Below are 13282 nucleotides of genomic sequence, written 5' to 3'. Positions count from 1 at the left end.
GTATATTACGCTTTCCTCCTGCAGAGTCAACCTCTTTCTCAGAAGTTTTTCTCCGGCGGCGCAGTCTCCTGTGCCTCCTGACCCGTTTTCCGTTTCCGGTTTGCCGTGTCAGTGGAGGCGCATTATAGGGAACGGCTCAGATAGCGCAAGTGCAAATTGAGACTTTTTTTCTGTTCGTCTGAAATTTGCACAAAAGCGCTGTTTTACCCCTTTTTAATGCGCGCCGGAAGCTCTGCCAGGCTATTAATCACCCAATCTGCTGCTGCTTCACCTTCAGCAGTGACCGGTTTGCCGCTGCGCACCAGTACTTTCTTGCCGACACCGGCAGCCTGCCCTGCCAGCATATCTTCAAGCTTGTCACCCACCATATAAGAAGCGGCCATATCAATATTCAGTTCTTCCTGTGCCGTCAACAGCATACCCGGCTGAGGCTTGCGGCAGTCACAGGCCTGACGGAACTCTGCTACTGTTGCTTCAGGATGGTGAGGACAGAAATAGATGCCATCAAGATCAACATCGCGATCGGCCAGCGACCAGTCCATCCATTCTGTCAGCCGCATAAAGGTATCTTCAGTAAACATACCGCGCGCGATGCCAGACTGATTGGTCACAACCACCAGCGCAAAACCCATTGCCTTCAGTTGTTGCAGCGCTTCAATCGTGCCGTCAATAAACTGGAAGTCATCGATCTCATGGACATAGCCATTATCGACATTAAGGGTGCCATCACGATCAAGAAAAATAGCGGGGACTTTATTCGCCACGTAGAAACTCCTGCTGTAAAAATTGCCGATAAGTATCGCATGATTGCTATAAAAGGGAGAATGTCAGATTGAATCACTTCCATTGATTTAGACGTCTGGATGCCTTAACATCCATCCAGCTTTTATACCGAATAAAAGCGACGAGGCTCCCCACACCACGGACAACGCAACACGATAATAAATAACATAATGATTAAACTAGAAAATATCACCAAGGTGTTTCAGCAAGGCACGCGGTCTGTTCCGGCGCTAACGGATGTCAGCCTGCACGTGCCTGCCGGACAGATTTATGGCGTTATCGGCGCTTCCGGTGCCGGTAAAAGTACGTTGATTCGTTGCGTTAACCTGCTGGAGCGCCCTACTTCGGGCCGCGTACTGGTAGACGGTGCTGATTTAACCGCACTCAACGAACGTCAGTTAACCCAGGCGCGCCGCCAGATCGGCATGATCTTCCAGCACTTTAATCTGATGAACTCCCGTACCGTCGCGGGTAACGTCTCTCTTCCACTGGAACTCGGTAATCTCTCCCGCGCTCAGATCACGGCTCGCGTAACTGAGCTGCTGGAACTGGTGGGATTATCAGACAAGCATGATGCCTGGCCCGCCAATCTGTCGGGCGGACAGAAGCAGCGTGTCGCGATTGCCCGCGCCCTGGCCAGCAATCCCAAGGTTCTGCTGTGTGATGAAGCCACCAGCGCACTGGATCCCGCGACGACCCGCTCTATTCTGGAATTGCTTAAAGACATTAACCGCCGGCTTGGGCTGACGATTCTGCTGATCACTCATGAAATGGATGTAGTGAAACGCATCTGCGATCAGGTTGCGGTCATCAGTCACGGTGAACTGATTGAGAAAGATAGCGTCAGTGAGGTCTTCTCTCATCCTAAGACACCGCTGGCGCAGCAGTTTATTCAGTCTACGCTGCATCTGGATATTCCGGATGATTACCAGCAGCGCCTTTCTGCCACCGCCGCTGAAGGCACCGTGCCCCTGCTGCGACTGGAATTCACCGGTAAATCGGTTGATGCGCCGCTGCTGTCTGAAGCCGCGCGCCGTTACAACGTGAATAACAACATTATCAGTGCCCAGATGGATTACGCCGGTGGCGTGAAATTCGGCATCATGCTGGCCGAAATGCACGGCACAGAAAGCGATACCCGCGAGGCGATAGCCTGGCTGAAGGAGAATCATGTGAAAGTAGAGGTGTTAGGTTATGTCTGAAGCGATGATGTGGTTGCTGGGACGGGGCGTGTGGGAAACGCTGATGATGACCTTCGTCTCGGGCTTTTTCGGTTTTGTGCTGGGTCTGCCGGTCGGCGTTTTACTCTATGTCACCCGTCCGGGCCAGATTCTGCAGAATCAGGGACTTTATCGCGTGCTCTCCGCGCTGGTGAATATCTTCCGCTCCATTCCTTTCATTATCTTACTGGTCTGGATGATTCCTTTTACTCGCGTAATCGTCGGCACCTCAATCGGACTGCAGGCGGCCATCGTTCCGTTGACCGTTGGCGCGGCACCGTTTATCGCACGTATGGTTGAAAATGCCTTGCTGGAACTGCCAACCGGACTGATTGAAGCGTCACGAGCTATGGGCGCCACGCCAATGCAGATCATCCGTAAGGTTCTGCTGCCGGAAGCGATGCCTGGCCTGGTGAATGCTGCGACCATCACCCTGATTACCCTGGTTGGTTACTCCGCCATGGGTGGCGCGGTGGGTGCCGGTGGTCTGGGCCAGATCGGTTATCAGTATGGTTATATCGGATATAACGCCACTGTGATGAATACGGTATTGGTGTTGTTAGTAGTTTTGGTGTATCTCATTCAATTCTGTGGCGACCGCATCGTGCATGCGGTGTCCCATAAATAAGCCAGCAATATCACATTATTAAGAAGGAAAGGATATGTCTTTCAGATTCAAGAAAATTGCCGCTGTGGGTGCACTGATTGGCGCGATTGCGCTGGCAGGATGCGATCAAAAAGAGAAAGACCCTAACCACATCAAGGTGGGTGTGATTGTCGGTGCTGAGCAGCAGGTTGCTGAAGCAGCGCAGAAAGTTGCCAAAGAGAAATATGGTCTGGACGTTGAGCTGGTCACCTTCAACGATTACGTACTGCCGAATGAAGCGCTGAGCAAAGGCGATATCGACGTCAACGCTTTCCAGCACAAACCGTATCTGGATCAGCAGATCAAAGATCGTGGCTACAAGCTGGTTTCAGTGGGTAACTCCTTCGTCTACCCAATCGCGGGCTATTCGAAAAAGATCAAGTCACTGGATGAGCTGCAGGATGGCGCTCAGGTTGCCATTCCAAACGACCCGACCAACCTGGGCCGTACGCTGCTGCTGCTGCAGAAAGTGGGTCTGATCAAGCTGAAAGATGGCGTGGGCCTGCTGCCAACCTCACTGGATATCACTGAAAACCCTAAGCATCTGAAAATTGTTGAGCTGGAAGCGCCGCAGCTGCCACGCTCACTGGACGATCAGCAGATCGCGCTGGCGGTTATCAACACCACCTACGCCAGCCAGATTGGCCTGACACCAGCCAAAGATGGTATTTTCGTCGAAGATAAAGATTCACCGTACGTGAACCTGATTGTGGCGCGCGAAGATAATAAAGATGCGGAAAACGTGAAGAAATTCGTCAAGGCTTACCAGTCTGACGAAGTCTACGATGCCGCTAACAAAGTCTTTAACGGCGGCGCGGTTAAAGGCTGGTAATTCAGCTGTTCATCTCCTTAAGGGCGGCGCTATGCCGCCCTTTCTGTTATTGGCTGCCCTGCCCGACTTGTTATTTATTCTTGTCCTTGTTTCAATAACGCCACTTTTTGAAACCTGAGGATGTTGCCATGCGTTTTTTACCGCTCTGCTTGTTAGCATTGATGCTGACAGGGTGTGTTCATGAGTATCACCCGATAAGCAGCGCACCGTCCCGGCCGCAGCAATCCAGTGAACCCACCCGTAAGCCTGTGTCACGACCGGCACCGGTTAAGCTCTATACCGATGCCGCCGATCTGGTCAGCAAGCCGTTCCGCGATCTGGGTGAAGTCTCCGCTGAAGATTGCCAGATGAGTAATCAGAACTCCCCAGCCAACATCGCTACTGCACGTAAACGCCTGCAGATCAAAGCGTCACAGATGAAAGCCAATGCGGTGCTGCTGCATCAGTGTGAAATCGTCACCGGCACGCCAGGCTGCTATCGTCAGGCGGTGTGTCAGGGTTCGGCACTGAAAGTCAGCAATCAATGAGTGAATTCGCCTTTGCGCAAATTGGGGTAATCCGCTCACCGTGGAAGGAGAAGTTTGCCGTGCCGCGCCAGCCAGGGCTGGTGCAGGATGGCGGCGGCGAACTGCACCTGCAGCCACCTTACAATCAGCCGGAAGCGGTGCGTGGACTGGAAGCGTTCAGCCACCTCTGGCTGCTGTTTGTCTTCCATCAGACGATGGAGGGCGGCTGGCGTCCCACGGTTCGCCCTCCCCGACTGGGCGGCAATGCGCGCATAGGTGTATTTGCGACACGTTCAACGTTCCGTCCCAATCCCATTGGCATGTCGCTGGTTGAGCTAAAAGGTATCAGGATTGAAAAACAGCAGGTGATCCTGCAGCTTGGCAGTCTGGATCTGGTCGATGGCACCCCGGTGGTGGATATCAAACCTTATCTGCCCTTTGCCGAAGCATTGCCCCATGCCCAGGCGGGTTTTGCTCAGGCGGCACCTGCGGCTGATATGCCGGTTCGCTTCTCCGCGCTGGCACAACAGCAGCTCCACCAGCAGTCGCGCTATCCCAATCTGGCTCGCTTTATCAGTGAAGTGCTGGCACAGGATCCCCGTCCCGCTTACCGTCAGGGCGAGACACAGGCGCGGGAATATGCGGCCTGGCTGATGGATTTTAATGTACGCTGGCGCATTGACGATGCCGGTACTGAAGTGATCGCCATCGACCCGCGTTAAAACCCGCTTTTGAGCCGGTGATCTCACTGGTACACTAGCCGCCAGCAAAATTCTGTCTGTGACTTTCCGATCAACTGGAACCGTAATCAATGCGTACTACTCAATATCTGCTCTCTACTCAGAAAGAGACGCCTTCCGACGCTGAAGTGATCAGCCACCAGCTGATGCTGCGCGCCGGTATGATCCGCAAACTGGCTTCTGGCTTGTACACCTGGTTACCGACCGGGGTTCGCGTGCTGAAAAAAGTCGAAAACATCGTGCGCGAAGAGATGAACAACGCGGGCGCGGTTGAGATTTTAATGCCGGTTGTGCAGCCCGCCGACCTGTGGCAGGAGAGCGGTCGCTGGGAGGAGTATGGCCCGGAACTGTTACGTATTGCAGATCGCCACGAGCGTCCGTTCGTGCTGGGTCCGACGCATGAAGAGGTGGTCACTGACCTGATCCGCAATGAGCTGAGCTCTTATAAGCAACTGCCGCTCAACCTCTATCAGATCCAGACCAAATTCCGTGATGAAGTCCGTCCGCGCTTTGGCGTGATGCGTTCACGTGAATTCATCATGAAAGATGCTTACTCGTTCCACGTTTCGCAGGAGTCGCTGCAGGAAACGTATGACGCGATGTACCGCGCCTATAGCCAGATCTTCAGCCGTATGGGTCTGGATTTCCGCGCCGTGCAGGCCGACACCGGCTCGATTGGCGGCAGCGCCTCCCATGAGTTCCAGGTTCTGGCGCAGAGCGGTGAAGATGATGTGATCTTCTCTACCGATTCTGATTACGCGGCCAATATTGAGCTGGCCGAAGCCGTCGCACCCGCCGGTGAGCGCGCAGCGCCGTCGCAGGAGATGCAACTGGTCGAGACGCCAGACGCAAAAACCATCGCGGAGCTGGTTGAGCAATTCAGCGTGCCTGTTGAAAAAACAGTGAAAACGCTGATTGTTAAAGGTGCCGAAGAGAGCGGCCACGCGCTGGTTGCCCTGCTGGTACGCGGCGATCATCAGCTTAATGAGATCAAAGCGGAGAAGTCAGAGATCGTTGCGTCACCGCTGGTGTTCGCGACCGAAGAAGAGATTCGCGCCGCAGTAGGTGCCGGACCGGGTTCAATCGGCCCGGTTGGTCTGCAGATGCCTGTTATTGCTGACCGTACCGTGGCGAAGATGAGCGACTTCAGTGCCGGTGCCAACGTCGATGGTAAGCACTACTTCGGCATTAACTGGGAGCGCGATCTGCCGCTGGCCAGCGTTGCAGATATCCGTAACGTGGTCGAAGGCGATTTAAGCCCGGATGGTAAAGGCACGCTGCAGATTAAGCGCGGCATCGAAGTCGGTCATATTTTCCAGCTCGGCACCAAGTATTCTGACGCGCTGAAAGCGTCGGTTCAGGGCGAAGATGGCCGCAATCAGGTGATGAGCATGGGCTGCTACGGCATCGGCATCACCCGCGTTGTTGCGGCAGCCATTGAGCAGAACCATGACGATCGCGGCATCATCTGGCCAGCCGCACTGGCACCTTTCGAAGTTGCGATTCTGCCAATGAATATGCAGAAATCGTTCCGGGTTAAAGAGCTGGCGGAAGAGCTGTATGCCACCCTGCGTGCCAAAGGCGTTGAGGTTATTCTGGATGACCGTAAAGAGCGTCCGGGCGTGATGTTCGCTGATATGGAACTGATTGGTGTGCCACACACCATCGTCATTGGTGATCGCAATCTCGATAATCAGGAGATTGAGTACAAATCACGTCGTGCCGGTGAGAAGCAGATGATTAAGCAGGATGAAATTGTTGAATTCCTGCTGAAGGCTCTGAATAAGTAAGTTCTTAGCGTTAATCAAAGCGGGCTGAATCTGGCCACAACAGATGAGCTCAACGCGAAGGGAACCGGGTCAGGAGAGGAAAGCGTCCCGCGCCAGGGACGGTGCGGGCCGAGCGGCCATGGATGGCTTTAGCGACTTTCCGATCTGACCCCGTTCCCTGAGCAGGCTCGATCTCTTCTCCGCTCGCCCCTGACGTTGTAAGTACTCAAACGCCCCGCCTGCGGGGCGTTTTTTATTGCACCTTGCCGCGCATCGATTTAGTTGAACTGCGGCGGGCTTTTCCTTCCAGACGGCGCTCTTTTGAGGCGCGGGTCGGCCGCGTGGCGCGCCGGGCTTTTTCCACGGTACTCAGCTCCTGGATCAGATTAACCAGACGTTGCAGCGCCGCTTCACGATTCATCTCCTGACTGCGATACTCCTGCGCCTTGATCACTACAACGCCATCACCGGTAATCAAATGATGAGTGGCGGTGAGCAGCCGCTCTTTATAAAACGCGGGCAGTGAAGAGGCAGCAATATCGAAGCGCAGATGAATGGCGGTGCTGGCTTTATTGACATGTTGTCCGCCTGCGCCCTGAGCACGAATCGCCGTCAGCTCGATCTCACTTTCCGGAATCTCAACCGAACGGGATAGCATAATCATAAGCTCGCTCCCCACACCTTAACCACGTTGACCTCCGATAACCTGTTCATCAAATTAACCTTTTGTGCTCTGATTTATTCCGCCTCAGACAGCGGAATCTGTCACTTTAGCAGTGATTCGCGCACTGTTCCTGCTTTACGCAGGCTGATTTCCTCTAAATGGCTATGATATAGTCGCCAGTTAACCAGAGTATTTACGCTCTGCCGAGGAGGGCCACGTGCAAAATTATTGTGAGTTAGTTCGCCGGAAGTATGCCGAAATCGGCAGCGGGGATTTAGGTTACATACCGGATGCGATTGGCTGCGCATTGAAGGCACTTAATGATGTTGCCGCAAATACTGAGCTAAACTCTTCTGTCAGGGAACAGGCGGCCTACGCCGCTGCTAACTTATTGGTGAGCGACTATGTTGATAAATGAAGCGTACCAACCTATCAATTGCGATGATTACGATAATCTGGAACTCGCCTGCCAGAACAACTGGATGCTGTCGCTGGAAATGAAAGATGGCGAGCAGCTTAAGGCAAAAGCCAAAGAGATCTTTTCACGTAAGAACGTTGAATATCTGGCTATCGATCTTTCCGGTGAACATCGCGAATTACGTCTCGACCATATCGCCAGCTTCACCCATCCCGAGTTGGGTACGGTGGTTGTCAGCGCAGAGTAACCTACGCATTCAGGGCGGGACCTTTCCGCCCTGTTAAACTTCAGGGCTGCAACGAACTGTAGTACGCCGCTAAATCCGCCATATCGCTGTCACTCAATCCCGCCACAAACGCCTTCATGACTTCAGCCTGACCGCCACTGCGTTCGCCCTTTTTATAGGCCTGCAGCGCATGTTCCAGATAAGGTGCGTGCTGCCCGGCCAGGTCAGGATAGAGCGGCACCGCCGCTTTTCCCGCTGCGCCATGACAGGCCATGCAACTGCCCGCTTTCTGTGCGCCGCGCTGCGCATCACCCGCTGCCCATGCCGGTAACACGGTGACCGCTAAACAGGCAATAAGCCACTGTTTCATTATTGTTGTTCTCCTGCGCCGCATGCTCCGTCCCAGACTATCTGCCAGCCCTGCTGATCAGTGGCCGCGCCATCACGGGTGACAAAAAGAGTCGGAACGCAGACCAGCGTCTGGTTATAAAAAATTAACGGCAGCCGTTCACGCTGCCACGGCGGTATCTGTAACTCCTGCCACAGTTTTTTCATTTCCCTTCCGCCACGACGGCCCACCAGATGGACATGACCCTGTGCGTGAAACCGCACGCTGACCTGCTCATCCGGCTCAGGATAGCGCAACAGGCTCTCTGACTGGCTGGCACGCAGCGTGCCAAGGTTCTGCGGTAACGCCAGCGGCTGGCAGAGATCGGGCCATGCCAGCACGGTGTCGCGCAGTGAACTGAACAACGGCAGCCAGTAGAGCTGCTGACGGTAACGACGGAGTTCAGCCTGACCGAATCGCAGCCGGGGCTGCGCATCCTCCCGGCTCGCCATCACTTCGTCGTGGATGCGTTTCAGCGCTTCACGGGACGGCATCGCCCCACCCTGTCCGGCGATCCAGCGCCGCAATAAGGCATTAGCACGCAGCTCACTCATGGCCATTATGGGTGGAAAGTGCAGGCTGCCATCAGGCTGGATCAGCTCTGCCAGTTGCCCGGTGAGCAGTTCATCCAGCAACTGCTCCTGCTCACTGCATAACGCCGCACTGCGGGCCGCTGCCTCGGCAAAATGGGGCCAGCGCTGGTGAAGCTCAGGCAGCAGCCGCTGACGCAGAAAGTTGCGGTCGTAGCGAAGATCCTGATTGCTCTCATCTTCAATCCACGCCAGCTGATGCGCGTCGGCATAGGCTTCAAGCGACTGTCGCGTCTGATTCAGCAGCGGACGCACCAGCTGATGAGAACCCAGCGCGCGTGTAGCGGGCATCGCTGCCAGCCCGGCGGGTCCACTGCCGCGCTTCAGCGCCAGCAGGAATGTTTCGCACTGATCGTCGAGGTGCTGCGCAGTGAGTAATACTTCGCCCGGCTGCAGTGCCGCACTCAGCGCCTGATAACGGGCGGTTCGGGCGGCCGCTTCAATGCCGTTTTCCCGGCCATCAACGTTAACGCGGAGCACTTCACAGGGCAGCTGCCACTGCGCGCAAATCGTCTGGCAATGGGTTGCCCAGCGATCGGCATTCGGGCTAAGCCCATGGTGAACATGCAGTGCCCGCAGGCGCAACTGAGGATGCTGCTGCTGCCAGCCGCGAAGCTGATGCAGCAGCACGGTTGAATCCAGTCCACCGCTGAATGCGACCACCAGGGCGGCATCAGGTTGCAAAAGGTTGTCAAAAGCGGGCAAAGACATGGCAGAATCCAGAAAATCGGGCCACTGAATGTCGCCCGCTGAGCGCGCTATTTTACGCCTGATAAAGCTCCAGCGGCAAACCATCCGGATCGGCAAAGAAAGTGCATTGTTTACCGGTCAGGTCATCAATGCGAATCGGTTCGCAGATAACGCCTTTATCGGCCAGCGTCGCGACGGCAGCGGCAACATCCGGCACGGTAAAGGCCAGATGACGCAGGCCACACGCTTCAGGATGACTGACCCGCGCCGGCGGCTCAGGAAAAGAGAACAGCTCAATGGTGTAGCGATCCTGTAGGGCAAGGTCGCCTTTCCAGGAGTCCCGCGCTTCGCGGTAATATTCGCCCATCAGACGGAAACCCAGTACGTCACAATAGAATGCTTTGCTGCGCTGATAGTCAGAGGCGATGATGGCGATGTGGTGAATAGCGGTTAACTGCAACATGTTCAATTCCCTGATTCGGGCAGGCTGTCCGCAGACACCCTGCCGCTGATAGTCGTTTAAAGGTTTATGCGAGGTCGTTTTTCAGCACGCGGACGCGATACTCGCCCTCTTCGGTCAGGCTGGCGCCGTGAATATCCGTTTCGAAGCCCGGATAATGCCGTCCAATGCTGCACAGCATCAGCAGAAAATCGAGCACCGCGCGGCTCTTCTCAGTAATCATCTCGCCAGGCATCACCAGTGGAACGCCTGGCGGATAAGGCAGAATCATATTGGCCGACACCCGCCCGACCAGTTCGCTGAGATCCACCGTTTCGATGTTGCCCTTCACCTGCTGCTGAAACGCCTGATGCGGCGTCATCTTCATTTCGGGCAGGACATCAAATGCCTGCAGCATCAGACGCGGCAGATCGTGATGGCGGATCAGCTGATGGATCCCCTGCGCCAGTGTCTGAATGCGCATATTGCGATAGAAGTCAGGATCTTCGGCATAGAGATCCGGCAGCATGTTTTTCACCCGCAGATTGAGATCGTAGGCGCGTTTGAACTCGGTCAGACCGCGCAGTACGCTCATCGCTTTGGTTTTGTCGATACCGATGCTGAACAGGAACAGCAGGTTATAGGGGCCGGTTTTCTCCACCACGATGCCGCGCCCATCCAGAAACTTCGCCACCAGCGCCGCCGGGATCCCCTCTTCCGCCATCTTCCCCAGTTCACTCATGCCCGGCGTCAGAATGGTGACTTTGATCGGATCGAGGTACATGTGATCGCGATCGGCCTGAGTAAATCCGTGCCACTCTTCGTCGCCGGGCTGGATCGGCCAGCATTGCGCTTCATCAACCTCTTCCGGCTGCCAGATATCAAAGAACCAGCTGTCGGACTCTTCGCGCAGGCGCTGGATCTCCCGACGGAAGTGCAGCGCGCGCTCCACCGAGCGATTGATCAGTCGTTTACCGGGATTGCCACGCAGCATGGCAGCAGCAGTTTCAATAGAGGAGACGATGGCGTAATTGGGCGAGGTGGTGGTGTGCATCATGTAGGCTTCGTTAAACGTCAGTTCGTCGTAGTCGCCCTTAATGTGAATCATTGATGCCTGCGAAAATGCCGCCAGCAGTTTGTGGGTTGATTGCGTCTCATACACCACTTTGCCCGGGATGCGGTCGCCACTCATGCCACTTTTACCGGCGTAGATCGGATGGAAATTGGTGTAAGGCACCCACGCTGAATCGAAATGAATCGACGGTACATCCAGTGTCTCTTTGATGTACTGGGTATTGTAGAGCAGCCCATCATAGGTGGAGTTGGTGATCACCGCATGAACCGGCCACGTGGCACGGTCGGTGGCAGCCACCTTGAGCGAAATGCTCTCGCGGGTGAACTCCTGCTTCGGGATACCGCCGAGAATACCCAACGCATTGCGGGTCGGCTTCAGCCAGATGGGGATAAGATCGCTCATCATCAGCAGATGGGTCAGTGACTTGTGGCAGTTGCGATCGATCAGCACGGTGCTGCCCGCCGGTGCGGCATACATGCCGACAATTTTGTTCGACGTTGAGGTCCCGTTGGTCACCATGTAACTCTGCTCGGCGCCAAAAGTGCGTGCGATATACTCCTCCGCTTCAAGGTGCGGACCAGTGTGATCAAGCAGCGAACCCAGTTCGGTAACGGAAATTGAGATGTCCGATTTCAGGGTATTGGCCCCGAAGAAATCGTAGAACAGGCAGCCCACCGGGCTCTTCTGAAACGCGGTACCCGCCATATGGCCCGGCGTGCAGAAGGTGTACTTGCCCTCTTTCACATAGGTGAACAGCGCTTTAGTCAGCGGCGGCGTAATGTGGTCGAGATAGTCATCGGTATATTGCCGGATGTGCAGCGCGATATCGTCGGCGGCATTCAGCGCGTACTCAAAAAAGTGCAGCGGCATGCGCATCTCATTGACGCTGATGTCCATCTGCGAGTGGGTGTTGATAAAGGCGTACAGCGGCAGATATTCGTTGAGCTGATTAATCTCACCGCAGAGTTCCGGACTGTTGTGCGCGTCCCAGTCGAAGATGACGCCGCTGATACGCGGATTGTGCTCGATCAGTTTCAGCAGATCGTCACTGTTTTTCGGGTAAAGCAGCCTGAAGCCTTGCAGATTTAACGCCGCGTCGAGTTCGCGTAACGGTTCATCTTTATAAAACACGCCGTGCGCGCCCATGATCGCCAGAATATTCAATGCCCATCTCCCTGATTATTGTGGAACCGGACAAGCATAACCGCTAACCCGCGGAAGGTGTAGCAAGGCGGCTATCGGATGGCGCTGAAAGAGAGGGGAATAGCGTGCGGAGATAAACTGGCGGCATAAAAAAAGCGGACCGGAGTCCGCTTTTACAGATGGGGCTAAATCAGGCGTAGCCGTAGCTCATCAGGCGCTGATAACGACGATCCAGCAGCTCTTCAGTGCTAAATCCATCGAGATCGGCCAGATCGGCCAGCAGCTGCTGCTTCAGTGACTGCGCCATATCAACCGGACGGCGATGCGCGCCACCCAGCGGCTCAGGGATCACCGAGTCAATCAGCTTCAGCTCTTTCAGACGGTGAGCGGTAATGCCCATCGCTTCAGCGGCCAGCGGCGCTTTGTCAGCGCTTTTCCACAGAATAGATGCACAGCCTTCCGGCGAGATCACTGAATAGGTGCTGTACTGCAGCATATTCACTTTGTCGCCCACGCCAATCGCCAGCGCACCACCTGAACCGCCCTCACCGATGACCGTACAGATCACCGGCACTTTCAGGCCAGACATTTCACGCAGGTTGCGGGCAATCGCTTCAGACTGCCCACGCTCTTCCGCGCCCACACCCGGATAGGCACCCGGTGTGTCGATGAAGGTGATGATTGGCATTTTGAAACGCTCAGCCATCTCCATCAGGCGCAGCGCTTTGCGATAGCCTTCCGGTGCTGGCATGCCGAAGTTACGGCGAATTTTCTCTTTGGTTTCACGGCCTTTCTGGTGCCCGATGATCATCACCGGACGTCCATCAAGACGTGCAATCCCGCCCACAATCGCTTTGTCATCGGCATAAGCACGGTCGCCCGCCAGCTCATCGAAATCGTCGAAGGCGTTGCGCACGTAGTCAAAGGTGTAAGGACGCAAAGGATGACGCGCCAGCTGAGCGATTTGCCATGCGCCCAAATCGGCGAAGATCTTACGGGTCAGCTCAACGCTTTTCTCACGCAGACGCTGAACTTCTTCATCCAGATTAACGTGTTTATCATCCTGACGACCAATTGAGGTCAGCGAATCGATCTTCGCTTCCAGTTCTGCAATTGGCTGTTCAAAATCCAGGTAATTAAGACTCATAATGTT

15 protein-coding genes are annotated in these 13282 nt (G+C 55.1%); 8 read left to right on the top strand and 7 right to left on the bottom strand.

Annotation, left to right across the window (positions count from 1 at the left end):
• Positions 1-203: 203 nt before the first annotated feature.
• On the bottom strand, positions 204-764 hold the full coding sequence (gene gmhB, locus NR201_RS18080; RefSeq protein ID WP_010254191.1) for a D-glycero-beta-D-manno-heptose 1,7-bisphosphate 7-phosphatase: 561 nt from the start codon (positions 762-764) through the stop codon (positions 204-206).
• Positions 765-953: 189 nt separating this feature from the next.
• Here gmhB and metN point away from each other — a divergent pair, with 189 nt between their 5' ends.
• The 6 genes from metN to proS all read left to right on the top strand — a co-directional run bounded on the left by metN (position 954) and on the right by proS (position 6517).
• Positions 954-1985: a methionine ABC transporter ATP-binding protein MetN gene (gene metN, locus NR201_RS18075; RefSeq protein ID WP_010254188.1), complete on the top strand. Its 1032-nt coding sequence runs from the start codon at positions 954-956 to the stop codon at positions 1983-1985.
• On the top strand, positions 1978-2631 hold the full coding sequence (locus NR201_RS18070; protein WP_003852613.1) for a methionine ABC transporter permease MetI: 654 nt from the start codon (positions 1978-1980) through the stop codon (positions 2629-2631). The genes metN and NR201_RS18070 overlap by 8 nt, the downstream gene beginning before the upstream one ends.
• 34 nt (positions 2632-2665) lie before the next feature.
• Entirely contained in the window at positions 2666-3481 is an 816-nt protein-coding gene (locus NR201_RS18065) for a MetQ/NlpA family lipoprotein (RefSeq protein WP_010254184.1), read from the top strand.
• Between the two features lie 128 nt (positions 3482-3609).
• Complete coding sequence (rcsF, locus tag NR201_RS18060) at positions 3610-4008, top strand: Rcs stress response system protein RcsF (RefSeq protein WP_010254182.1); 399 nt, start codon at positions 3610-3612, stop codon at positions 4006-4008.
• The gene (gene tsaA / locus NR201_RS18055; RefSeq protein ID WP_052271755.1) at positions 4005-4709 is read left to right on the top strand and encodes a tRNA (N6-threonylcarbamoyladenosine(37)-N6)-methyltransferase TrmO; all 705 of its coding nucleotides are present in this window, start codon (positions 4005-4007) and stop codon (positions 4707-4709) included. Before rcsF ends, tsaA begins: the two co-directional genes overlap by 4 nt.
• Positions 4710-4798: 89 nt before the next feature.
• Positions 4799-6517 (top strand): proline--tRNA ligase, encoded by a 1719-nt coding sequence (gene proS / locus NR201_RS18050; protein WP_010671869.1) that lies wholly within the window; start codon positions 4799-4801, stop codon positions 6515-6517.
• Positions 6518-6749: 232 nt separating this feature from the next.
• Here the strand turns inward: proS and arfB are convergent, their stop codons facing one another.
• Positions 6750-7160, bottom strand: a complete 411-nt coding sequence (gene arfB / locus NR201_RS18045; protein WP_010254175.1) for an alternative ribosome rescue aminoacyl-tRNA hydrolase ArfB — start codon at positions 7158-7160, stop codon at positions 6750-6752.
• Positions 7161-7377: 217 nt separating this feature from the next.
• Here arfB and NR201_RS18040 point away from each other — a divergent pair, with 217 nt between their 5' ends.
• Both NR201_RS18040 and rof read left to right on the top strand, forming a co-directional pair.
• Positions 7378-7578, top strand: a complete 201-nt coding sequence (locus tag NR201_RS18040; protein WP_010254172.1) for a YaeP family protein — start codon at positions 7378-7380, stop codon at positions 7576-7578.
• On the top strand, positions 7565-7825 hold the full coding sequence (rof, locus tag NR201_RS18035; RefSeq protein ID WP_010254167.1) for a Rho-binding antiterminator: 261 nt from the start codon (positions 7565-7567) through the stop codon (positions 7823-7825). Before NR201_RS18040 ends, rof begins: the two co-directional genes overlap by 14 nt.
• 40 nt (positions 7826-7865) lie before the next feature.
• Here the strand turns inward: rof and NR201_RS18030 are convergent, their stop codons facing one another.
• The 5 genes from NR201_RS18030 to accA form a co-directional block, all read right to left on the bottom strand.
• Positions 7866-8174 (bottom strand): cytochrome c, encoded by a 309-nt coding sequence (locus NR201_RS18030; protein WP_010254164.1) that lies wholly within the window; start codon positions 8172-8174, stop codon positions 7866-7868.
• Positions 8174-9493 (bottom strand): tRNA lysidine(34) synthetase TilS, encoded by a 1320-nt coding sequence (gene tilS, locus NR201_RS18025; RefSeq protein WP_256850050.1) that lies wholly within the window; start codon positions 9491-9493, stop codon positions 8174-8176. Before tilS ends, NR201_RS18030 begins: the two co-directional genes overlap by 1 nt.
• A 52-nt stretch (positions 9494-9545) precedes the next feature.
• Positions 9546-9935 carry a VOC family protein gene (locus tag NR201_RS18020; protein WP_010671867.1) on the bottom strand — a complete coding sequence of 130 codons (390 nt, stop codon included), beginning with the start codon at positions 9933-9935 and terminating at the stop codon, positions 9546-9548.
• Positions 9936-9999: 64 nt separating this feature from the next.
• The gene (locus tag NR201_RS18015; protein WP_256850049.1) at positions 10000-12150 is read right to left on the bottom strand and encodes a lysine decarboxylase LdcC; all 2151 of its coding nucleotides are present in this window, start codon (positions 12148-12150) and stop codon (positions 10000-10002) included.
• Positions 12151-12319: 169 nt separating this feature from the next.
• Positions 12320-13276: an acetyl-CoA carboxylase carboxyl transferase subunit alpha gene (gene accA / locus NR201_RS18010; RefSeq protein WP_010254150.1), complete on the bottom strand. Its 957-nt coding sequence runs from the start codon at positions 13274-13276 to the stop codon at positions 12320-12322.
• Between the last annotated feature and the right edge of the window lie 6 nt (positions 13277-13282).

Origin of the sequence: Pantoea sp. Fr-CA_6, assembly GCF_024520895.1 — a bacterium.
In the GTDB taxonomy this organism is placed as follows: Bacteria; Pseudomonadota; Gammaproteobacteria; order Enterobacterales; family Enterobacteriaceae; genus Pantoea; species Pantoea agglomerans.
The sequence above is the reverse complement of the archived record's forward strand: the minus strand, read 5'-3'. Positions and strand labels throughout refer to the sequence as shown.